This window comes from Thermoanaerobacter brockii subsp. finnii Ako-1, from assembly GCF_000175295.2.
GTDB classification, from domain to species: Bacteria; Bacillota; Thermoanaerobacteria; order Thermoanaerobacterales; family Thermoanaerobacteraceae; genus Thermoanaerobacter; species Thermoanaerobacter pseudethanolicus.
In genome coordinates this window covers 176,972-199,722 of sequence record NC_014964.1, presented here as the reverse complement: position 1 = coordinate 199,722, position 22,751 = coordinate 176,972, and the positions used below count along the sequence as shown (strand labels likewise).

General features: G+C 33.6%; 20 protein-coding genes. All 20 read right to left on the bottom strand.

The genetic code is table 11. The annotated features are described in order from the left end of the window. Window positions 1–57: 57 nt before the first annotated feature. The 20 genes from THEBR_RS00935 to ltrA all read right to left on the bottom strand — a co-directional run bounded on the left by THEBR_RS00935 (window position 58) and on the right by ltrA (window position 22,419). Window positions 58–1,209 (bottom strand): Ger(x)C family spore germination protein, encoded by a 1,152-nt coding sequence (locus THEBR_RS00935; RefSeq protein WP_003867625.1) that lies wholly within the window; start codon window positions 1,207–1,209, stop codon window positions 58–60. Then, window positions 1,193–2,302, bottom strand: a complete 1,110-nt coding sequence (locus THEBR_RS00930) for a GerAB/ArcD/ProY family transporter (protein WP_003867624.1) — start codon at window positions 2,300–2,302, stop codon at window positions 1,193–1,195. The genes THEBR_RS00935 and THEBR_RS00930 overlap by 17 nt, the downstream gene beginning before the upstream one ends. Further along, entirely contained in the window at window positions 2,286–3,890 is a 1,605-nt protein-coding gene (locus THEBR_RS00925) for a spore germination protein (protein ID WP_009052131.1), read from the bottom strand. Before THEBR_RS00925 ends, THEBR_RS00930 begins: the two co-directional genes overlap by 17 nt. A 10-nt stretch (window positions 3,891–3,900) precedes the next feature. Continuing rightward, on the bottom strand, window positions 3,901–4,113 hold the full coding sequence (locus THEBR_RS00920; protein ID WP_003867622.1) for a CLC_0170 family protein: 213 nt from the start codon (window positions 4,111–4,113) through the stop codon (window positions 3,901–3,903). Window positions 4,114–4,181: 68 nt separating this feature from the next. Next, on the bottom strand, window positions 4,182–4,910 hold the full coding sequence (locus tag THEBR_RS00915) for a nucleotidyltransferase family protein (RefSeq protein ID WP_003867621.1): 729 nt from the start codon (window positions 4,908–4,910) through the stop codon (window positions 4,182–4,184). Window positions 4,911–4,915: 5 nt separating this feature from the next. Then, complete coding sequence (locus tag THEBR_RS00910) at window positions 4,916–5,593, bottom strand: GntR family transcriptional regulator (protein ID WP_012268911.1); 678 nt, start codon at window positions 5,591–5,593, stop codon at window positions 4,916–4,918. After that, complete coding sequence (gene ispE, locus THEBR_RS00905) at window positions 5,586–6,455, bottom strand: 4-(cytidine 5'-diphospho)-2-C-methyl-D-erythritol kinase (protein WP_012268910.1); 870 nt, start codon at window positions 6,453–6,455, stop codon at window positions 5,586–5,588. The genes THEBR_RS00910 and ispE overlap by 8 nt, the downstream gene beginning before the upstream one ends. Window positions 6,456–6,553: 98 nt before the next feature. Further along, window positions 6,554–8,080 carry a DUF3794 and LysM peptidoglycan-binding domain-containing protein gene (locus tag THEBR_RS00900; protein WP_012268909.1) on the bottom strand — a complete coding sequence of 509 codons (1,527 nt, stop codon included), beginning with the start codon at window positions 8,078–8,080 and terminating at the stop codon, window positions 6,554–6,556. Between the two features lie 106 nt (window positions 8,081–8,186). Continuing rightward, window positions 8,187–8,456, bottom strand: a complete 270-nt coding sequence (locus THEBR_RS00895) for a Veg family protein (RefSeq protein ID WP_003867615.1) — start codon at window positions 8,454–8,456, stop codon at window positions 8,187–8,189. A gap of 325 nt (window positions 8,457–8,781) precedes the next feature. After that, window positions 8,782–9,825, bottom strand: a complete 1,044-nt coding sequence (locus THEBR_RS00890; RefSeq protein WP_011025138.1) for an IS30 family transposase — start codon at window positions 9,823–9,825, stop codon at window positions 8,782–8,784. A 176-nt stretch (window positions 9,826–10,001) separates the two neighbouring features. Then, entirely contained in the window at window positions 10,002–10,856 is an 855-nt protein-coding gene (gene yabG / locus THEBR_RS00885) for a sporulation peptidase YabG (protein ID WP_012268908.1), read from the bottom strand. Between the two features lie 72 nt (window positions 10,857–10,928). After that, complete coding sequence (gene spoVT, locus THEBR_RS00880) at window positions 10,929–11,480, bottom strand: stage V sporulation protein T (protein ID WP_003867613.1); 552 nt, start codon at window positions 11,478–11,480, stop codon at window positions 10,929–10,931. Between the two features lie 105 nt (window positions 11,481–11,585). Continuing rightward, complete coding sequence (locus THEBR_RS00875) at window positions 11,586–12,491, bottom strand: peptidylprolyl isomerase (RefSeq protein ID WP_009052126.1); 906 nt, start codon at window positions 12,489–12,491, stop codon at window positions 11,586–11,588. A 65-nt stretch (window positions 12,492–12,556) separates the two neighbouring features. Beyond that, window positions 12,557–16,054 carry a transcription-repair coupling factor gene (gene mfd, locus THEBR_RS00870; protein ID WP_012268907.1) on the bottom strand — a complete coding sequence of 1,166 codons (3,498 nt, stop codon included), beginning with the start codon at window positions 16,052–16,054 and terminating at the stop codon, window positions 12,557–12,559. Window positions 16,055–16,059: 5 nt separating this feature from the next. Then, window positions 16,060–16,428, bottom strand: coding sequence for a hypothetical protein (locus tag THEBR_RS00865; RefSeq protein ID WP_012268906.1), 369 nt, complete (start codon window positions 16,426–16,428; stop codon window positions 16,060–16,062). Window positions 16,429–16,459: 31 nt separating this feature from the next. Then, the gene (gene pth / locus THEBR_RS00860) at window positions 16,460–17,014 is read right to left on the bottom strand and encodes an aminoacyl-tRNA hydrolase (RefSeq protein WP_012268905.1); all 555 of its coding nucleotides are present in this window, start codon (window positions 17,012–17,014) and stop codon (window positions 16,460–16,462) included. 128 nt (window positions 17,015–17,142) lie between these two features. Further along, window positions 17,143–18,504, bottom strand: a complete 1,362-nt coding sequence (locus THEBR_RS00855) for a S1C family serine protease (RefSeq protein WP_012268904.1) — start codon at window positions 18,502–18,504, stop codon at window positions 17,143–17,145. Window positions 18,505–18,768: 264 nt separating this feature from the next. After that, window positions 18,769–20,181: a sensor histidine kinase gene (locus tag THEBR_RS00850; RefSeq protein WP_003867605.1), complete on the bottom strand. Its 1,413-nt coding sequence runs from the start codon at window positions 20,179–20,181 to the stop codon at window positions 18,769–18,771. Window positions 20,182–20,183: 2 nt separating this feature from the next. Next, complete coding sequence (locus tag THEBR_RS00845; protein ID WP_003867604.1) at window positions 20,184–20,867, bottom strand: response regulator transcription factor; 684 nt, start codon at window positions 20,865–20,867, stop codon at window positions 20,184–20,186. A 139-nt stretch (window positions 20,868–21,006) separates the two neighbouring features. After that, window positions 21,007–22,419, bottom strand: a complete 1,413-nt coding sequence (ltrA, locus tag THEBR_RS00840) for a group II intron reverse transcriptase/maturase (protein ID WP_012268903.1) — start codon at window positions 22,417–22,419, stop codon at window positions 21,007–21,009. Window positions 22,420–22,751 lie beyond the last annotated feature (332 nt).

The following is a 22,751-nucleotide window of genomic DNA, read 5'->3' as shown; positions in this document are numbered from 1 at the left end:
ATTACAAATCTTTAGTCTAACTAAAGTATTGCCAAATATATTAAAAAATATACCCTTCTACCTGAAAAGCCCTATCCTTCGGACATGAGAAGTAACATCTACTTTTATCTCTACTTCCGGGAAAATTTTATCCCAGTCTTTCCCCACCTTTTCCCATAAACTCGGATGATATTTTTCAATATAATCTCCTATACCTAGCATGTCTACTTTCAATTCTTTTTGAAATCTATTTATAGCTTTTTGTGTCATCTTCTTTATTTCGTCACTAGTTTTTCTTTCTATGACGTTTAACAAATCACCTTTCATCATTTCTCCATGCTTTTCAAAAGTATATTCTGTTATATCTCCTTCCACCTCCAGTATAACTCTATAAATAATTTTTCCATTTTCTTCTTTAACAGCTCGCCTTCTAATAACATTTGAAATATTAAAAGGAATTTCTATTCTTTCTTCATCGCCAGGCGTGCTAACAGCAACATCTCCACCTTTTACAAGTCCAGTTAGCAACATATATCCCATGTTTTCATCATCTTCCATCCAACCTGCTAATTTATAATTTTTGATAATAGCAGAACCTGCTATTTTAATTTCATCTTTTCCTGCAATTATTTTTGGAATTATCGCATTACCATTTGTCTCATGAAGAGACTTAGTGATTTTATTATAGTCAATTGTTGGAAATCTTGATGTCCTGTTGTAATGTTTGAATATATCTCGAATATAAGCTCCTGTATTTGGTTCCATCTCATATTTTTTTAGAAGAATATCCTGAGCTTTTTGCGGAGTTACAAGAAGATAAACTTTACGGCTCAATTCATAACTCCTGTCAAGAGAATCTAAAACTTGTTGAAATTTATCCTTGTTTTCCACTACGTCTTTGCCAAAAATAATAGCTTGTGTATGACCTAAATACAACGCTTTATCAATTCTTGTACTTATATGCCTTGATGCAGAAAAAATTGTATCAGCTACTTCAGAAACAGCAAAACTTGGCTTTTCACTTCCTCCTCCACCACCGCTGGTACCTTTTGTTATTTGGGCAGCATTAGGAAATTGAAAAGTCACAACATATCTTTTATTCGAAGAAGATAAATCTATGCCAATTGCCATCACAAAAGCTCTATCTTCTATTTCAATTTTATCCCAACAGCCTGTCAACATGAGAAGAATTAAAACCCATAATATCACTATTTTAAGTTTTCTCTTCATCTTTACCACCTAATCTTTTAACTTTTAAAATGATATACAGCAGTATTGGCAATATAGCAATAAAAAACACTGACATGTACTGAGAAACATAACCCGCATATTTATAAACTGTCACAATAGAATCAGGGATTAAGGATATCAAATATATTATTGGAACTGCCGGCAATACAAAATAAGAATGTTCTCTTGCCTTTAAAAGTTTTGAAAGAATCAAAGTGGCAAAATAGTGAAAAGAATAAATGGTAGTAAAAATGGTGAATGTCCATATTCCCATTATAATTCCCTCTACATTTTCAATGAAAAATACAGGGAAATTAATCGATTTAATGAGGGTCAAAAAAGGCCACAACTGTTCCCTTGTTTCCTTGTATCCAAATATGCCGATTACAAAAAAAGTTATATACATGTAAAACAACATCGTAGAGAACATTGCTGAATTGACACTTCTTTTTAATTTGTCCCTATCAATTACATATGGAAAAAGCAAGTACAATATCTCAAAACCAACAAAACTATATGTAGTCATAAGCATTCCTTTAAAAAACTTAATTAATGAAACTCTCATAAACGGAAGAAAATTGCTTAAGTCTACATCAGTTAAAGCCGGCAAAAAAAGTAATACAAGGGGTATCACCATTATAGGAAACAAAATTTCTGACATTCGTGCAATTGGTTCAAGTCCATATCTTACCAAATAAGCAGAACTAAAAAGCATAGTAAGAATTATAATTTCAATAGGAGTACTAGGTAACAGATATATTTTTAAAACTTCCCCAAAAATTCTTGCATCAAGGCTTACAAACATTACAAAGTAAAACACCAGCACAGCACTTATAACAATAGAAATAGGTCTTGTTATAAGTTTACCGGCATATTCAACAAAAGTTTCTGTAGGAAATTTAGAAGATAAATAAAGTATCAGCCTTGCAAAAAAAAGAGAAGCAATTCCTCCTCCTAAAATAGCTATAAGCCCATTAGGCCCTACCTCTTTTGAAACATCTGCAGGAAGACTTAATATTCCAGCTCCTACCATGGTAGTAAAAAGTATTATAGCAACTTGATTCGCAGAGATTTTGTCATTGTTTTTTATCATTGTTGTCTCTCCTATCATCTTCTATGCTTTCTATTTTTTCTTCTCTTAAATCCTTCATCTTTTTTCTATCAGGGGTATCTAAAATCTCCGGCCTGTTTTTAAAATACATCAAAGGAGCCTTTATCAAAGTATCCGCAAGGTCGCTTATGTCTATTTCCACAAATGGAGAAAGATAAGGAACTCCAAAACTTTTTAAAACAACCAAGTGAGTGAGAACCACCATAAACCCAAGCATTATGCCATATAAGCCAAAGACAGCAGCAAGAAGCATAAATATAAACCTAAGCATTCTAAAAGCAATGGCAGCGCTGTAACTGGGTATTGCAAAAGAAGCTACAGCTGTAACAGCTACTACTATTACCATGAGAGGACTTACAATACCCGCTTCGACAGCAGCTTGCCCTATAATGAGACCACCCACAATGCCAATAGTTTGCCCTATAGGTACAGGAAGCCTAACTCCCGCCTCTCTTAAAAGCTCAAAAGTCGCTTCCATAATTAAAGCTTCAAAAAAAGCAGGAAAGGGAATACCTTGTCGTGTTGCTGCAACATATAAAGTTAATTTAGTCGGTATAAGGCCAGGATGATAAGCCGTAAAAGCTATGTAAACTGCTGGTGAAACCAATGCTACAATTGCTGCAAGAAACCTTAAAATTCTTAAAAGGGAAGATATCATCCACCTTTCATAATAATCTTCAGGCGATTGAAAAAGAGTGGCGAGAGTAGTAGGTATTATGAGAGCAAAAGGAGTATTATCTGTCAAAATTGCCACTCTTCCCTCCAAAAGGGAAGCCGCAACCTTGTCAGGCCTTTCTGTGCTCAAAACTTGAGGAAATGGTGAATGCCAATCCTCTTCAATCAATTGTTCTATGTATCCACTTTCAAACACTCCATCTATTTTTATATTTTTAAGTCTTTTCATCACTTTATCCAACACATTTCTATCAACAATATCCTCGATATAAAGCACTGCTACGTCTGTATGAGTTCTTTCCCCAATCTGTATTTGTTTTATTTTCAAATTAGGGTCCCTTATCCGTCTTCTTACAAGGGCAGTATTTACCCTTATTGTCTCAGTAAAACCTTCCCGGGGACCTCTTATAACTGTCTCTGCTTCAGGAGAAGAAATTGACCTCATTTGCCAACCTTTACTAGAAATAATGACTATTTCAGGTGAGCCTTCAAACAATAATGCAGTGTCTCCACTCAATATTGATAAAATACATTTATCCAAGTCTGTAATCTGTTTTATGTCCCCTCCAGTTATAGTCCCTTTTTTTATAACCTCATATAAATTACCTTTTATCTTCTCAATAGAAGGGGCTGCTTGTCTTGAATCCAAAAGCAAAGAGTGGAGTACATGGTCATTTATGAGGTCTTTGTCTACAAGCCCATCTATAAATACAATTGCAAGATTATATTGCTGGTTTTCCCCCACCCAAATATCTCTATATATTACATCATCACAATCTTTTAATTTATTTTTTATATAATCTAAATTTACCTTAAGACTATTTGAAGCTAGTGTACCATTTTTCGCTTCCTTTTTATCGTTTTTTTTGCCAAATATCTTATCAAAAAATCTCATATTCTCCTCCTTACATAGGAAAAAAGGTTCGTAAAATAATAGCAACTATCCCAATAAAAACATAAAACAATCCAATCCACCTACACAGCTTAGCATCCCTATCCAGTCCTTTTCTCTCTAAAAATTTAGGCTCAATAAAAGCTTCATAAATCCCTACAATGAATACATTAGCAAACATATAAACTGTAAAGTATTGTCTTACAAAATGCAGTAAACTATACATACCATCACCTTCTGAATATATATTTTGCACTCAGAAAAAAAATATACAAAAAAAAAATAGGCCTATGCCTATTTTCGACTGAGATATTTAGTTGCCATTACTACATCTTCTTCTTTATCAACATCGTTACCTATCTCTGGATATTCGGATATGATAGCCTTTCCATTTATGTTAAATAACTCTTCTGCTTTTTTCTCAATATGAGAAATTGAAAGTCTTCCTATTAAAAATAAAAATAATATCTTTCCTCCTAATAATTTCCCTAATTTCCATGGTCTTTTTCTATAAGTTATAAATTGTTTCGCATCTTTAATTAATCTATCTATGATTCCAGGATTAACATAAAAAATATTACCACCTGTAAAAACTCCTTCCTTTACCCGTGCATAAGTCCTTTTAGCCTCAGGAAACTTTTTTAAGTTATCTTCTTTTCTAACAATAGGATAACACAAGTCCGCTCCTGTAGCTTCTGACTTTTCAATAAAATCACAAACAGCTTCTTTAGTCAACATAGGAATATCACAAGTAAGAATCAAAACTCTTTTGTCATTTTTAAAAAGTTCTACTCCTTTTAAAACATTATCCATTATATTATCAGCTTGCTCAATGATAACATCTATACCTACTACTTTTTTAAGTTTTTCAGGATCTCCAACTACTGCAATTTTATCTATTTTATCACAACCTCTTAAAGCCTCAATTACATAAGAGATCATATATTTCCCTTTTATTTCTATAAAGGCTTTATCAGGCAACTTATCCTCTTTAGTACTGCCGGCCAAAATTATGGCATTCACCTAACTCACTCCTTGTAACTAAAATACTTTATGTCTTTTACAACCTCTGTCTGGAAATTGCGTATGTGTTTCTCTGCCCATTTTCGTGCAGCATCCGTATCTCTTGCTTCGATAGCCTCTGTAATTTTTTTATGTTCTTGATGTATTTTTTTCGCTTTTTTCTCTTCATTTATATATCTGACTCTAAATCTGTGTACATGTTCTTGTAAATTATTCATTATTTGAATTAATTTGTCATTTCGTGAAGCAGTAAAAATTAAATCATGAAACTCCTTGTCCAATTTTACTAGCCCTTCATTATCACCTTCTTCTATTTTTTTTTGAAATTCTTCTATAATTTTTTTTAATTTATCAATTTCCTCCTCCGTTATTCTTTCAGCAGCTAGGGAAGCAGCTAATCCTTCTAACGAACTTCTTACTTCTAAAACATTCAAAAGGTCCTTTGCATCCAAATCTGCCACATAAGCTCCCTTTCGAGGAACCATAACAACTAGCCCCTCAAGCTCCAATTTCCTAATCGCTTCTCTTACTGGAGTTCTGCTTGCGCCCAGCTTTTCTGCCAGTTGAACTTCCATAAGTCTCTCTCCAGGTTTTAACTTACCTGTAATTATGGCATCCTTCATGTAATCAAAAACTACATCTCTTAACGGTTTATAATTTTCCAATGGAAGAAAATCATTCATACAATTCTAACCCCTTATCTATAGTTTTTGAAAAAAACACAAAACTGTAAACTTCTTTTAAATCCTCATAAGCTTTTCTAAGCTTTTCTAAATCGTCAAAAATTCCATAAACAGTGGGACCACTACCTGACATAGCACATCCTAATGCGCCTTTTTTAAGCAATTCCTCTTTTATTTTATTAATAATTCCATATTTCTGAGAAGTCACTAATTCTAAATCATTTTTTATATTTTCTGCAATTTTGTATATGTTTCCTTCTTGTATAGCTTGGACTACTGGAACAGTAGCATGATGACTTTTAAAATTAAGCCTATCCCATTTATCATAAATTTCTTTTGTGGAAATTTCAATATCAGGTTTTACAAGAAGTAAATTCATAGATGTAATTTTTAAATCCTCAAAAATTTCCCCTATGCCTTTCGCAAGCTTTGTCCCACCTTCCAGACAGAAAGGAACATCTGCTCCGACTTTCAGAGCAATTTCTTTTTTTTCTTCTTTTGACATATTTAAATTCCATAATTTGTCTAATGCAACAATTGTAGCAGCAGCATCAGCACTTCCCCCAGCAAGGCCGGCAGCTAAAGGGATTCTCTTGTCAAGCTTGACTAACACCCCTTCTTCCATTTGGTATTTTTCTTTTAGAAGGTTAATGACCTTCACTATTAAATTATCTTCTCCTAAAGGTACTCTATGGTCATTGCAAAAAACCTTGACTATTTCGCTTTTTTCAAACTCTAAAATATCAGCCAAATCAATTGATTGCATTATTGTAGAAATTTCATGATACCCATCTTCTCTCTTTCCTAATACATCTAAAGATAAATTAATTTTAGCATAGGCCTTTACTTTGATTTTTTTCATTTCTCCATCCCATCCACGCTCTTTCAATAATATTATAGTTATATATTATACATTATACAATAAATTTTCTGTAAAAAAAATACGCAGTCTCCTGCGTATCATTCTTCCATAGGTATTATTAATTTCATTCCCTCTGAAACTTTTTCTTCTTCTAAACCATTGGCAGAAATTAATTCTTCAAGGCCTACTCTATACCTTTTAGCGATATCCCACAAGGTTTCACCTTTTTGAATCATGTAAACAACAATGCTGTGTTTATTATCGATTTCTCTTGGGGCTTCGATTTCTTTAAGGTCTACAATAACCTCTATTTCTTTCTCTGCAAGTAAATCAACTGTATTATCAATTGCAAACTTTAATTCAATTTCTTTCATGGCTATTATTTCATAGGAAACATGAGAAATTTTTATATCAACCAACATGGGTCCTTTAACTTGACTTATCTCAACAAAAGTCTTAAAAGGATATTCATCTCTATAAGACTTTACACTACCTTCTTCAGACAAATATAAAATAGTATAATCTAATATTCCTTCTAAAACCAATTTATCTACATCTACACTGTAGTCAGATATAATAGGAATAACCACAACATCTATAAATCTTTTTAAGAGAGAAGGTAATTCTACATTAGTTTTGACTACAAATTGAGATTTATAAGATTGTAATTCCTCTATCACAGTTAAATTTTCTTTCATGGGTTGAATATAAGCTTTTGTACCATAGGCATCAACAGGAAGCTCTCTATCCTCCGTCTCAAACACTTGAACTTTTACCCTTATTGTGACTTCTATATCTAAAATAGTATTTTCTCCCTTTTCATCCTCCACTGCGGTTGTAATTACCTCCATGAGTTCCTCTTGAGTTTTAGCCGACATATAACTTAAAGCCCCAGGAATATCTACAAAATTTGCATAATTTAAATCTGCTTCTAAATTTCCAAATTCTCCTTCCTGTGAAATATATAAAATATTACATTGTACACTTCCTTGAACTATTACTTTGTTATCAGTGACTTTAATTTCCTCCGGTTTTACTGCCACATCTGTTTTTACGACTTTTTGAATAGGGGCTTCCCCCTCAGGAACTTTTATTTTATCTTTTACAAAGACTTCTACACTATTTTGCCCCACTGTATGCATTAACTTCACTTTTTTCTTTAGGGATTCCACTTTTATCGAATCTTCAGCTCCTATTACTACTTCTTTTTTATCAGATACTACTAACCTACATTGTATCTTTATTACAGCTCTCATACTTATTTTTCTACTGTTTACCAACTTGTAGTCAACATTTTCAACATTTGCAACTAACATACATCTGCTCCTCTTATCAATACCTTCATCCTCAATTACATGTGAATAGTCAATTTCTTTTTCAATCCTTTCAAGCTCTCCATTTTTTTCGCCCAAATACAAAATATCTAATGCTAATTTACCTTCAAACTGAACTTTTCCTTCTGTCACAAAAACTTCATTAATATATGTCCGAGGATTTAATGCCAAAAGTACCAGCACGTCCGGTTCATTCTCAGGAACAATTATATCACTCTCTACCAGAAGTTGAGTATCATATGTACCCGATACAGAATCAAACTCTAAAATATCTTTATACACCTGTGGCATGCTTTTACCTCCTTAAAATAATAGTCCTTCACAATAAGATATGCTAATATAATATATAGTTATTGAGGTAAAATTATGCCAAAAAAATAAGACCGAATATCTTCGGTCATTGGAGACACTGGATTTTTTTATTTCCTTCCATCACTGTCAACTCTACTGTATCTGTCAAAATATCTGAATAACTGTAAGAAACCCTCCGGGTCGCTCCTTGTCCATCTAATACCACAATAAAAATGCTCGGATATGTCTTTTCTAATAATCCCTCTTTTATTATGGTCTTTTTTCTGCCACCATTTGTTTTAAGGCGAACTCGAGCACCTATATGTTTATCCAATTGTTTTTTTATTTCATCAAGGGTTGATCTATCTGCCACCACTATCAACTCCTTAGCACATGCTGTGAATATTGTACCACAATTTTCAGACAATGTCAAGGGTATAATATTATATCAGTGCACCTGCCTACTTGTCAATAATGATTTTTATACAAAAAACAAAAAAAAATATGTATAAATTGCAATATTAAATGCAACACCTAATGAAAATCATGTAGATATAGGATTTGGAACAAATCATATATAACCTTAAGCCCATCTTAGTTAACAAGTTGAGCGAAGGTCGTGATTTGTCAAGGGTTAAAGTCAGGCGAAGCCTGCCCCTTGACAAATCACGAACGAGCTCTAAACTTTATAATGGATGGGCTTAACAGATTTTTGCCAGCTCTTCATAAAAGTATTCCTTAGGCGTTTTGTAATTTAACAATTTTCGTGGAAGGTTATTAAGCCAGTTTTCTACTCTCTTTATCGTATCTATAGATAAATCTTTAATACTTTTACCTTTAGGGATGAAACGTCGTATAAGACCGTTATGTCGTTCATTTGTAGCTCTTTCCCAAGATGAATATGGATGTGTATAATATACTTCTACGCCATATTCTAAAAGAGCACTTTCTAAATCACTAAACTCTGTACCATTATCAGATGTTATTGTTTTAAAGACCTTGCTTAAATTGTCACCAAACATATCTTTTAATTTTGATAATGCATCTTTAACAGATTTATTGTCTTTTGCATCTAATAAGAATATTATTTCATGGCGAGTCTTACGCTCTATTAATGTTAAAAGGACCTTGTCATTAGATTTCTTGCCAATTAACGTATCTATTTCCCAATGCCCAAAAACTTCACGGCTTTCAACTTCTTTAGGCCTAAAATCAATACTTTTACCCATAATACGTTTATTTTTACGATTTTGTTTCTTTCTTGGTTTTAAACGTAGTTTTAAAGGTAAATCAATGTTTTTAACTTTTAATAATCCTCTATCTATATAGTTGTACAGTGTTTTAGTACAAACAATAGTTTTATTATTCCAGCTTGGGTCTTTTTTACAATAGCCTACAACTGCATCTGGTGACCATTTTTCATTTAATATTTTATTTTCAGCATATTTCAAAAAATCTTCTGCTTTAGCTACTTTAAATTTAGCTCCGCAATTTGAGCGATTTTTTTCGTAGATAGCTTGACCGGTTTCAGGAAAATAGCTTGTATAAGAAGATAAATCACTTCTAAGTTGTGTAGTAGTTCCACGTTTAATTTCACGGCTTATAGTGCTTGGAGATCGATTAAGTTTTTTAGCAATATACCGAATACTTCTTCCTTCTTTGAGTAATGCATAGATTTCTCCTCGTTCATAGCTACTTAAGTGTTTAAAAGAACGCTTTTTTGTGGTATCATTATTATGAACCATAGTGAAAATCCTCCTTGTATGATGTTTAGTTGACACCTATATCATACACGATTTTCACTATGGTTTCTATTCTTTTATCTGTTGCATTTAATTATACAACTAACCAAAAAAAAATATGCAAATCTCAGAGATATTTGCATTTAATCAATAATTTTTAGCTTAAGGAGTAAATTAATTTAATATTTGCCTTTTGGAATGCCATATCTAAATTTTCCTATTGTCTGCAATCCTCCAATTCCTGGTGCTCCCGTTATAGTGTTTTCTATTAATTCTTCAATTTTTACAAGCTCATTTATATGGAAAAAAGCTACTTTTTCACTTACCAAGACTGGATCAAGGCAGTGTATTAAAACCCTTTCTGGAGAGCTGGCATAATTAGCTCCCGCCTTTATAAGAGCTTCGTAATTTGATTGACAAGCTCCTGCAAAAATCACTAAATTGTCAAGTGCAGGTTCGTATTTCCTTGCATTTTTAACCGCTTCCACAAAATATTTAGAATTTCTGTAGTTATTTATATCGCCATAATCCCTACTATTGCTTCTTATACTATCATGACCTGTAAGAACCAATATATCCGGCCTATATTTTTCTAAAAGGTCATACACCTTATCTGGTTGTTCTTCTTCCTTTACTACTACTCCTACGACTTCCATACCCACCTTTTTATAGGCATCAAGACATATATTTAAATATTCTTCATCTCCGTCTATGTGAAGGACTTTTCCTGGCCTTCCGTAAGGCTCTTGCCGACTTGCACGTACCATCCCTTTTTTTCGCTGAAGGCTTTTTGAAGAAGCAATTTTTTTTAAAAGGTATTCTGCCTTTTCTTTATAAGGCCTATCATATTCCGCAATTTTGGCGCGAGAAACCTCTATAAGGTCATCTTCTGGTGCATCTGCAATTATTCTCATGTTTAAACCGTGTAAAAGATAATGTCTTACTCCTTTATTATCTATAACATTAATGACTCTAAACAAAATGTCAGAGCCATAAGACTTTCTCATTACAATGTCATTAATGCGAAAAGCCATAAATTAACCCCCCTGCGCAGCTTAATTTATAGTTTATAATATGCAGAGGGGTATATATAGGTGTATATAAATTTATTCTTCCATCTGTTTACCCAAAAAAGCAGCAGCCGTTTCAGCGATTTTTGCTTCAACTTCTGTAACTGCTTCACCGGCTTCTTTAGTAAAAATCACCACACTTCCTATTGTATCTCCTCTTGAAATAATAGGAACTATAACTTGAGATGTAATGTTAAATTCCTGTCCATCTGCTATTTTAATCGGTCCTTTATCTTTCCCTGTTCCAAGCATTATCGTCTTTTTTGCTTCCAAATATTTTTCTAATTCTTGACTTATTGGTTTATCAATTAATTCTTTTTTTGCAACTCCGGAAACAGCTATTACATTATCTGTATCTGTAATACATACAGGGTGTTTGGTAGATTGATATATGCTATCAGCGTATTCTTGCGCAAAATCGCTTAATTCACTTATTGGAGAATATTTCTTTAAAATTATCTCTCCTTCTCTATCTGTAAAAATTTCCAAAGGGTCTCCTTCCTTGATTCTTAATGTTCTTCGGATTTCTTTAGGAATAACAACTCTCCCTAAATCATCTATTCTGCGTACAATTCCTGTAGCCTTCAAAGTAAATACCTCCATTTCCTAAAATTTTTAGCTCAAGATTAGTATTTATATTTTTCCATAAATTTATTCGCAAAAAAAAGACCGGCAACTAAATTGCCGGCTTTTTTATCCTACTGTTACTTTTATGTTTTGAGGAAACTTTTGTATTTTTGCTGCTTTCTCAAGGGCATCATATTTTTCTATAATAACTTGATTTTTCTTATCATCTAACAAATAACTTTCTATAGTATCTTTTACTTCATCAAAAGGTTTTATTATAACACCATCTGACTTTATTATATGGTATCCATAATCAGTTTTAACAGGTTTTGATATTTCACCTTTCTTAAGTGAAAAAACTACTTGGTCAAACTCTGGAACCATAACGCCATGAGGAAATTCTCCCAGATCTCCTCCTTGGTCTTTTGTAGCCGTATCAACAGAATACTCTTTTGCTAATGTAGCAAAATCTTCGCCTTTCATAAGTCGATTGTATATATCTTCTGCTGTTTTTTCATCAACCACTAATATATGACTAGCCTTCACTGTTTCGAATTGCTCTTCATTATCCTCATAATACTTTTTTAACTCTTCTTCTGTAACTTTTACATCTTTTGTATATTCGTCAAAGAGCTTATTTATTAAAAGATAATTTTTCACATCTTCCTTTGTAATATCTTTATTAACTTCTTTTTGTTTTTGATATTCATCCTCTATTTCTTTATCTGTAACTGTAATATTATTTTTTAGAGCTTCTTGCACAAGCAATTTTTCAGCAATTAAACTATCAAGCACATTTTCTTTTACTACATCTAAAAACTTTTTCCCTTGATAATCCTCATCCCATATATCTTTTGTATATTGGGGACTACTTTCAATTTGTGCCTTTACTTGGTCAAAAACTTTTTTATATTCCGCATTAGTTATATTTTCACCGTTGACAACTGCTACCACGTCTTTTTCGGCAGAACACGATACTGTTAAAAATACTATAAAAACGAAAGATAAAAGTAATGCAATTTTCCTCTTCAAAATGACATCCTCCTGACTTTAAAAAGTTTACATGGGCATAATTTAATTATATATCATTTTTATCCTCACTGCAAACTTTTTATTTTTTCTACCAATTCAATAAGTTCTTTTTGCAGAGTCTCTTTTTTATTGAATTTATAAGTGAGGTATGGCTGTACTTGACTTGAAAATACTAAATTCCCTCCATACTCCTTTATTACTTTCTCTATAACCTCCATATTTACCAAATTCATATCATTAAACTTTAAAATAACAGAATTCCCTTTTTCAGTTATTTCGGTAATATTGACTTGAGAGGCAATAGCCTTTAAATAGGCAATTTCCAATAGTGCCTCTACAGGCTTTGGATAATCGCCAAACCTATCTACAAGCTCTTCTGAAATCTCTATCATATCTTCTCTAGATTTTATAGAGGCTATTTTCTTGTACATCTCCAATCTTAAATTTTCGTCTTCAATATAGGAAGAATCAATATAAGCATTGACCTTTATGTCTATTGTGGTAGTAATCTCCTCTTTGGGAGCTTCTCCCTTTAAATTCCGTATAGCCTCCTCTAAAAGTTTTAAATACAAGTCATAACCAATAGCATCAATATGGCCATGTTGTTCTGCTCCTAGGAGATTGCCTGCACCTCTTATCTCCAAATCCCTCATGGCAATTTTAAATCCAGAACCAAATTCAGTAAATTCTTTTATCGCCTCCAACCTTTTTTCCGCCACTTCACTTAAAACTTTATCCTTTCTATAGGTAAAATAGGCATAAGCAAGTCTATTTGACCTACCTACTCTTCCTCTTAATTGATACAATTGGGAAAGCCCTAACTTATCGGCATCATAAACTATAATAGTATTTACATTTGGTATATCAAGCCCTGTCTCAATTATTGTAGTACTTACTAAAACATCGTATTCCCCATTTAGAAAGTCAATCATCACTTTTTCTAATTGACTTTCTTCCATTTGCCCATGAGCCACAGCTACTCTACAACCAGGAACTAAATCTTTTACAAAAGAAGCCATCTTTTCTATGCCATTTACCCTATTGTAAACAAAATAGACTTGTCCCCCTCTTGCAATTTCCCTTAAAATAGCATCTTTTATTAATTCTTCATTAAATTCCACTACATAGGTTTCTACTGGAAATCTGTCTTCAGGAGGATTCTCCAATACACTCATATCCCTTATACCAATCAAGGACATGTGTAAAGTCCTGGGAATAGGAGTTGCTGATAATGTCAAAACGTCTATATTTTCCTTAAGTTTTTTTATTTTTTCTTTATGAACAACTCCAAACCTCTGTTCTTCGTCTATAATTAAAAGTCCTAAATCTTTGAACTTTATATCATTTTGTAAAAGCCTATGAGTACCTACTATAATATCTATATTTCCTTCCGCTAACTCTTTAATTATCTTACTCTGTTCTTTAGGAGTTCTAAAACGGCTGAGCATCTCTATCTTTACAGGAAATTCTTTAAACCTTTCAATAAAATTAGCATAATGTTGATAAGCAAGTATAGTAGTAGGACACAAAAAAGCCACCTGTTTCCCATCAGCCACCGCTTTAAAGGCAGCCCTTAAAGCCACTTCTGTTTTACCATATCCCACATCTCCACAAAGAAGTCTATCCATTGGCCTGTCTTTTTCCATATCCTCTTTAATTTCTTTTATACACCTTAACTGGTCTTCTGTCTCTTCATAGGGAAATTGCTCTTCAAACTCCTTTTGCCATGGAGTATCAGGAGAAAAAGCATGTCCTTTCACCATCTGCCTTTTGGCGTAAAGTTGTATCAAATCCTTAGCAAGGTCTTCCACTGCTTTTTTTGCTTTTCTTTTTGCTCTAAGCCATTCACTACCCCCTAATTTATTTAATTTAGGAGGATTGTCTGTAGGACCCACATATTTTTGCACAAGGTCTAATTGTTCTACTGGTACAAAAAGGGTATCTCCCCCTGCATAAATTATTTTTAAATAATCCCTTACAATTCCATCTACTTTTATCTTTTCTATGCCTTCATACTTTCCTATGCCATAATTTACATGCACAACATATGACCCTATTTCTAATTCAGTAAAGCTCTTTATCTTGTCAGCATTTTTAATTTTTACAGTTCTTTTTCTCCTTTTAGTCTGACCAAAAATTTCTCCATCGCTTATAACAGCAAATTTTGCATCCACATACTCAAATCCCTTGCTAACAGAGGCAGCATATATGACCACTTGCCCTTTTTGTATATCGTATTCACTGTCTTTAATCACTACAGTATCAATATTAAAACTGTCAAGAGTATCTTTTAAAATTCTTGCTCTTTCTTGATTCCCACTTAAAAGCAACACTTTATATCCTGCGTTTTTGTAATACTTCAAATCATCTACTAAAATATCCATATTGCCGTGAAAATGATGCATAGACCTTGATACAAAATTAACAATCGTTTGAGGTTGTAACTCATTGCCTGGCTTTGCTAAAGTATTCATTATGAGTAAAAAATTATTTTTCACTCTTTTTAATATTTCCTCATAATCAAAAAAAAGCTTACTTTGCTCTGGCAAAACCTCTCCTTTTTCTAACAAAGCCTTGAAATTTTCATTAAATTCCATTTGAAGGTTATTTACCCTTTGTTTAATGCGACTGCTTTCATCTAAAATAATAACTGCATCTTCTCCCATATAGTCAACAATAGAATAAACGTCATCATAAAAATAATCTATAAGCTCATAAATATTTTCTACCCTTTTAGATTCCGTAATCTCCTCCATAATTTCTTCAAATTTTTGCTGTAATTTTTCTGCAATACCACTTTTCGGTTTTTTTATTTTTGACAAATAGGAATTTAAATAGTTCGAAACTGCCGAAATCCCCTTTTTGATGTGCTCTGCCTCTGCGATAAACTCTGTAGCTGGAAAAATATTTATTTTATCAATATTTTCTAAAGACCTTTGGGTAATCACATCAAAAGTCCTTATGGAATCTATTTCATCGTCAAAAAGTTCAATCCTATAAGGATATTCTTCCGTAGGAGAAAAAACATCGATTATTCCTCCCCTCACACTAAATTGCCCTTTTCCTTCCACTATTTGAACCCTTTCATACCCCATGGTCACCAAACTTTTTATAACTTCTTCTAAATTTACAGTATCACCTAATTTAAAAACAAACTGATACTTTTTAAACAAATCCATAGGTATGAGCTTGCCTACTGCTGCATCTATAGAAGTAACTACAGCATGGGGACTTTCTTCTGACAATTTTTTAATTACCTGCAATCTCTGAGACACCACTTCTTGACTCGCAGCATCTATTTTATAAAACAAGGCTTCTCTTTTAGGAAATAAAGAAGCATTGCCAAAATTAAAAGAATACAAATCTTCGTATATTTTTCTTGCTTCCACCTCATCAGGAGCAATAACTAACACCTTTTTGTTAAACTTAGTCATTATATAATGGGCAATATGGGCTTTTTGAGAATCTGTAAGCCCATAAGCCAAAACAGGTCCCTTCCTCTGTTGAAGAAATTCTTCTATTGTTTTAATCTCTTTTAATTCTTCTATTTGGCGAGTAAACATGTTCATCACCTCAACATAAGACTATTCCATAAGCCATGTATTAAAGAAGTTACAATAATAGCCAAAAAAATATTTGTTTGCATCACTAATATGTAAGAGGTTATACCAAAAAAGCTGTGGCTTAAGATACTTAAAATAGAAGCCCTTAAATTGATTTTATATGAAGCTTTTATGTAATCATTTACTGCCTCTGCAATTCCAAATATCAAATGAGACAAAAGAATAGAGGAAGTCAAATACCCTACCACTGTCTTACAAGTTTCTTCAATGGCTGGTACAAGATAAATTATAGCTCTTCTCTTGTATTTAGTTACTGCCATCCTATTTAGAAAATATGCTAAAATTACACCACCAATTCCAGATAATAGCCACATGTATTCATTTTTCTCCTTTATTGCCTTTTTATCAACCGTTAAATTTGCTCATAGCATGTTCTATCCCATTTTCTATAATATCTATCACCGCATCTGCTGCTTTTATAACAGCTTCATCAATTAGTTTTTTCTCTGACTCTTCAAACTTTCCTAATACATGACTTACTAAATCCTTTTGCGGTTTTCCAATTCCTATTCTAACTCGTGGAAATTCTTCGCTATTTAAAAGATATATGATAGAATTCATTCCATTGTGACCGCCTGAACTTCCTTTTTTTCTTATCCTTATTTTGCCCACATCCAAGTCTTTATCGTCATAAATCACAATTACATTTTCAAGTGGAATTTTATAAAAATTTACAGCATCGTATAAAGCTTCACCACTTGAATTCACAAATGTCTGAGGCTTTAAAAGAATTATTTTCTCTCCTTTAAAATTCCCTTCACCCACAAGGGATTTAAATTTTAATTTTGTGACATTCATACCTAATTTTTTTGCCAATTCATCTATTACCATAAATCCTACATTATGTCTCGTTCCTTCATATTCTCTACCAGGATTTCCTAAACCTGCAATTACGTACATACGACCACCCTTCCTTATCAAATTAATTATACACAATTAAGCAAAAAAAAGCTATAGCATTTACAAAAGACTACCGGCAAGTTGCCACTTGCCGGTAGTCTTTTGTGCGTGGGAGGCCTTTATTTCATTTATTGAAAGTTTGCACTGCTTTGCAATTTTACAGGAACTGTAAATGTTTTGCCATTTCTCCAAACTGTTACACTTATTACATCTCCAACTTTGTGGTTATTTATTATGCTTTGCAAATCCTCAAAGGAAGTAATGGTTTTGCCATCAGCCTTTATTATCACATCTCCTGGTTGGATACCAGCTTTTTCTGCTCCACTATTTGGCTGAACTTGTACTACATACACTCCTACAGGCAAATTATATTGGGCAGCATCTTGTTGTGTAATAGTTTGAGCACCTATTCCCATCATAGGCCTTTCTACATAGCCGTGTTTTATTATCTGGTCAATTATAGGTTTTGCTTCGTTTATTGGAATTGCAAAACCCATACCTTCAACAGGGGTTCCTTGGCTCTGGAACATTCCAAAAGGGTCTTGTATACTTGGTCCTATTGAAGTGAGCTTAACACTTGTTATACCTATAACTTCTGCTTTACTGTTCACAAGAGGTCCGCCGCTGTTACCAGGATTTATAGCTGCATCTGTTTGTATGAGTTTGACAGGCCCATAATCACTTTGGAGATTCCTGTTGAGTCCGCTTATTATACCTGCTGTGACTGTACCTGCAAAGGATTCTCCAAGAGGATTGCCTATAGCAATTGCCAATTCCCCAGGTTGGAGTTTGGAAGAATCTCCTAGTTTTACAATGGGTAAATTAGGAAGGTTTATTTTAAGTACTGCGAGGTCTGTTCTATCATCTTTTCCTACAAGTTTTGCATCAGCACTTCTTCCATCTGAAAGTTTTACTGTGATTTTTGATGCTCCGTCAATTACATGGTTATTTGTGACAATGTATCCATCAGAGCTTATGATAAATCCAGAACCGCTACCTCTAGTTCTATAACCGTAGTTGTAAGCAACACTTGTACTAATTTCTACAACTGCTGGGCTCACTATTTTGTAAATGTTGGGTATCAAATTTAAAATACCGCTTTCGTCTGACGAAGTAGCATCTAGAGGTAAATATCTTGTAACAACTTGTGCTGACGCATCATTTTGGGTTCCATAGTATTTCATTACAGTTCCTGTAATTCCTCCGCCGATTAAAGCTGCCACCAACGCTACTGCGATAAAAGAAGCTAACATTCTCTTTCTGAATCTTTTTACCATCTTCCCCAAACTCTTTTTGTTGTTTCTAAATACCACTTTAGGAATTGGCGCAGTAGTTTCCAACTCCTCTTGCTTTTGTTCCTCTGCTTTTAATATTTCGCTATTTAATTCTTCTGTTTGATATAGCTCTTCTTTTTCATTTTCTTCTGGAAGAACTACATTCTCCGGATCATTCTTTTCAATTTTATCTTCAAAGTCTTTTTCGTAATCCATAATCACTCACTCCTTTTGTTCTTTCTTGCTTTTAATTATAACCCCTTTTTATTAACAAATTATGAACATGATGTAAAGATTTTAAGTAGTTTTTATTAAAAAATTTCCGCGTTGTTTTTTATAAATAAATGTGCGGCCCAAGTATTCACTTGGACCGCTATGATAAGGGAGGTCAAGGAGAGGCATTTGTCGCTCTCAAATATTATTGTATCCCTTATTTATGAATAAAGTGTTAACAAAGTGTAAATATTTTATTGTGATTTTTTAAAATTTTTTCACCGACAAAGTAAAAGTAAATGCTGTACCTTTACCAACTTCACTTTCTACCCATATTTCCTCGTTATGAGCATTTATAATACGCTTTACTATATAAAGCCCAAGGCCTGCTCCATCTTTTCCTCTCGATTTGTCCGCTTTATAAAATCTATCCCATATATGCTCTTGGTCTTCTGGAGAAATACCTATTCCATTATCTTTTATAGTAATGAATACTTTGTCATCTTTTATTTCAGTAAAAATATGAATTATACCCTTTTCTTTAGAAAATTTTATTGCATTGTCTATAAGATTTGTCAAAACTTGTTCTATCTTGTCCTTATCACCTATAACTATTCGTCTGTCTTCTTCAAAATCAACTTTAACGGTTAGATCTTTTTCCACTATTCTTTTTTCAAACTTTATAACGGCCAGTCTTATAAGTTCATTTATATCAAATTCCGTCTTATGCAGTGGAAATTGACCTGACTCAAGTTTAGTCATTTCAAGAAAATCGTCTATGAGCCGAGACATCCTCCGTGTTTCTTTTTGTACTATTTTAAGATAATCGCAAGCTTTTTCCTTTGGAATAGTACCGTCTAATATCCCATCTATATATCCTTGTATAGAGGTCAATGGAGACCTCAATTCGTGAGAAACATTTGCCACAAAATCTTTTCTCATGTTTTCTAATTGTTCTAATTCTTTTGCCATAATATTAAAGGATTTAGCCAAATCCCCTATTTCATCTTCTTCCTTATGTTGTACCCTTGCAGAAAAATTCCCCTTCGCTACCTGCTGAACAGCTAAGCTCATCTCTTTAAGAGGCTGAGATATTTTACTGGAAGTATAAGAAATGAGCACAAAACCTATTATAAGAGCTACTCCTCCAGATAAAAGCATTAAAATAAAGATGTTAATAATAGTTTTATTCATTTCTGTCAAAGGAGCATGCATAAATATAGCACCTTCAATTCGGCCATTTATAACAAGAGGCACTCCTACTGTCAAAACAGGCTGATTGAATTTGCCACCAAAATATCCTTTTTTTACAACAGATTGTCCATCTAAAATGCTTTTTATTTCTTCTTTACTGAGGCTTACTCCTGTCCATGCTTTGCCCTGCTGTTGTGATTGACTGTAAATTAGCCCTTCTTTATCTACGATCCATACAGTAGCATTAATCAATCTAGTAACAACGTTTAGTTCTTGATTCCATTTATCTATGTTTATGTCTCCTACCGCAAATTCATTTAAAATTGCATTTATTTCTTGAGCCTCTTCTAACATTATTTTTTCTTTGTCAGCAAAGTAATAGTTTTGAAACATCAGATAAAACATCCCTGAAAGAATAGACAAAGTAATAAGGATGATAATCATATTGCTTATAAAAAGTTTTTTAAAAAGTCTATTTTTGCTCAAATTTAGTTCACCTCAAATTTATAACCTACACCCCATACGGTGGTAAGTTTCCAATTAGGGCCATCTCCCATTTTCTCTCTAAGCCGCTTTATATGAACATCTACTGTACGACTATCTCCCATATAATCATAACCCCATACATTTTCTAATAGCTGGTCTCTCGTGAAAACCCTGTTAGGATGTGTACATAAGAAATATAAAAGTTCTAACTCTTTGGGAGTTAAATCTACATTTTGCCCTTTATAAACAACTTTATATTCGCTTAAACTTACATAAAGTTCTGGATAAGAAACAGCCTGTTTTTCCTCACTTTCCGGTTCATATCTTCTTAAAACCGCTTTAACTCTTGCTACTAATTCTTTCCCGTCAAATGGCTTTACGATGTAGTCATCAGCGCCAATCTCTAAAGCCAATACCTTATCAAGTGTATCCCCTTTTGCGGTAAGCATTATTATAGGCACCTTTGAAAATTTTCTGACTTCTCTGCAAAGAGCTATACCATCAATTCCTGGCAACATTATGTCAAGTATGACGAGCTTTGGAGGTTTTTCTTGTATTTTCTTTAGTGCGGTTTGCCCATCGTATATCTGCTCTACATCAAAACCCTCTTTTTCAAGGTACAAAGAAACTATTTCACATATATTCTTGTCATCATCCACTACATAAATCTTTCGGTTATCTCCCACAAAACCACCCTCTACTTCAAGTTTCCTTGCTTAAATTATATCATAATAAAATTTTAAATAATCGAGTAGGAGCTGAATAATTATTTTATTCAGCGTCCTCTCACACCACCGTACGTACCGTTCGGTATACGGCGGTTCATTAGGAATTGTGTACAATTAGATATCTTTGGGATAAACTCTTATAACCTATGCTTTCAAAGTATTTATTTGTAAGAGTCTTATTTAGGATTGGGCTATTGGATATTCTCCAGTAGCCTTTCCTTGTATTGGCGTATTCCCAGGCTTTTTGTTCTTCTACTCCTAGTTTTACTAGGTTATCATGCTTCGTTTTTATCTTCTTCCATTGTTTCCATATACATGCCCTTAGTCTTCGCCTTATCCATTCGTCAAGGGTTTTCATTATGCTTTTTGCGTCTGCTAATCCAAAATAGTTGACCCATCCTGTTGTTATTTGATTTAGTCTTTTTATTCTGTTTTCCATGCTTATTCCCTTGTTCCGATTGGTTATTTCTCTTACTTTTTCCTTAAACCTTTTGATGGATTTTTCATGGATTCTTATTCTTACTTCGTTTTCTTTTGTGTAGAATGAAAATCCAAGAAATTTTCTTCTCCATGGTCTATCTACAGCACTTTTTGCTTCGTTGACTTTTAGTTTTAATTTGCTTTCTATGAATTTCTTTATGCTCTTCATTACTCTGTTTCCTGCAGACCTGCTTTTTACATATATGTTGCAGTCATCTGCGTACCGACAGAATTTGTGTCCTCTCTTTTCAAGTTCTTTGTCTAGTTCGTCCAACATTATGTTTGCTAATAGGGGACTTAATGGCCCTCCTTGGGGTGTCCCTTCTTCTGTTGATACTTTGACTCCGTTTATCATTACTCCTGATTCTAAGTATCTTCTTATTAACTTTAGTACTCTTTTGTCTCCTATCCGCTTTTCTAGTTTGGACATTATTATGTCGTGGTTTACTCTGTCAAAGAACTTTTCTAAGTCCATATCTACAACCCATGTATATCCTTCATTTATATATGCTTCTGCGGCTTTTATTGCGTCTTTTGCACTGCGTCCTGGTCTGAATCCATAACTGCTATCAGAAAATGTATGGTTGTAGACTCTATTTAGTATTTGGGCTATTGCTTGTTGTATTAACCTATCTAGTGCTGTAGGTATTCCTAGTAGTCTTACTCCTCCATCTGGTTTGGGAATTTCTACTCTTCGCACTGGTTGTGGTTTGTATTTCCCCTCCAGCAGTTGTTGTTTTATGGTTGGCCAGTTTTCTTTGAGATACGGTAGAAGTTCATCTACTTCCATCCCATCGACTCCATGGCTTCCTTTATTTGCAACAACGCGCTTGTATGCTGCTCTCATGTTTCCTCGTTCTACTATCATTTCAAGCATCTTGCTGGTATATCTTTGTACCTCGTTTCTTCCATCTCTTGACGCCGATGATATACTATGCACTTCCGTTGTCTTTTGAAATTCCATTTCTCTATCCAACGGATAGCCTCTTTGTTGAGTTGTCTGCAGTCTTTGCATATCTTTCGAGTCCATAAGATTTCCAAAACCTCCTAACGTTCGGTCCTTCCTTATCTATTCATGTCTAGATAAGTACTATGACCTCTGCTGACTTCTCAAGGTTCAACCATACATCACTGTATGGGTTGTCACTTCAGAGTTCACTTTAGTGACTTATCCTTGAGACCTCCCCGGGTAAGAACGATAACTTTCATCTCATATATCTGCCAGATTTACTATATGGGATTCGGGTAGTGTTGGACTTCGTTTTGTTACGCAAACTCATCCATCCCAATTCAGCCTCTTATCTGGTTCTTGTTCATCAGACCGAGATTTTGCCTTAAGCTTCCTTCAGATTCCACCTCACG

What these genes read in the sequence shown, in the direction of transcription:
- yabG (WP_012268908.1), bottom strand. Translation starts at nt 10,856, where the DNA reads ATGGCTTTTCGCATTAATGACATTGTAATGAGAAAGTCTTATGGCTCT.
- ltrA (WP_012268903.1), bottom strand. Translation starts at nt 22,419, where the DNA reads ATGGACTCGAAAGATATGCAAAGACTGCAGACAACTCAACAAAGAGGC.
- pth (WP_012268905.1), bottom strand. Translation starts at nt 17,014, where the DNA reads ATGTACGTAATTGCAGGTTTAGGAAATCCTGGTAGAGAATATGAAGGA.
- THEBR_RS00935 (WP_003867625.1), bottom strand. Translation starts at nt 1,209, where the DNA reads ATGAAGAGAAAACTTAAAATAGTGATATTATGGGTTTTAATTCTTCTC.
- THEBR_RS00900 (WP_012268909.1), bottom strand. Translation starts at nt 8,080, where the DNA reads ATGCCACAGGTGTATAAAGATATTTTAGAGTTTGATTCTGTATCGGGT.
- THEBR_RS00890 (WP_011025138.1), bottom strand. Translation starts at nt 9,825, where the DNA reads ATGGTTCATAATAATGATACCACAAAAAAGCGTTCTTTTAAACACTTA.
- THEBR_RS00865 (WP_012268906.1), bottom strand. Translation starts at nt 16,428, where the DNA reads ATGTGGCTATTATCTGGAATTGGTGGTGTAATTTTAGCATATTTTCTA.
- THEBR_RS00920 (WP_003867622.1), bottom strand. Translation starts at nt 4,113, where the DNA reads ATGTATAGTTTACTGCATTTTGTAAGACAATACTTTACAGTTTATATG.
- THEBR_RS00925 (WP_009052131.1), bottom strand. Translation starts at nt 3,890, where the DNA reads ATGAGATTTTTTGATAAGATATTTGGCAAAAAAAACGATAAAAAGGAA.
- THEBR_RS00930 (WP_003867624.1), bottom strand. Translation starts at nt 2,302, where the DNA reads ATGATAAAAAACAATGACAAAATCTCTGCGAATCAAGTTGCTATAATA.
- ispE (WP_012268910.1), bottom strand. Translation starts at nt 6,455, where the DNA reads ATGAAAAAAATCAAAGTAAAGGCCTATGCTAAAATTAATTTATCTTTA.
- mfd (WP_012268907.1), bottom strand. Translation starts at nt 16,054, where the DNA reads ATGTTTACTCGCCAAATAGAAGAATTAAAAGAGATTAAAACAATAGAA.
- THEBR_RS00910 (WP_012268911.1), bottom strand. Translation starts at nt 5,593, where the DNA reads ATGAATGATTTTCTTCCATTGGAAAATTATAAACCGTTAAGAGATGTA.
- THEBR_RS00855 (WP_012268904.1), bottom strand. Translation starts at nt 18,504, where the DNA reads ATGGATTACGAAAAAGACTTTGAAGATAAAATTGAAAAGAATGATCCG.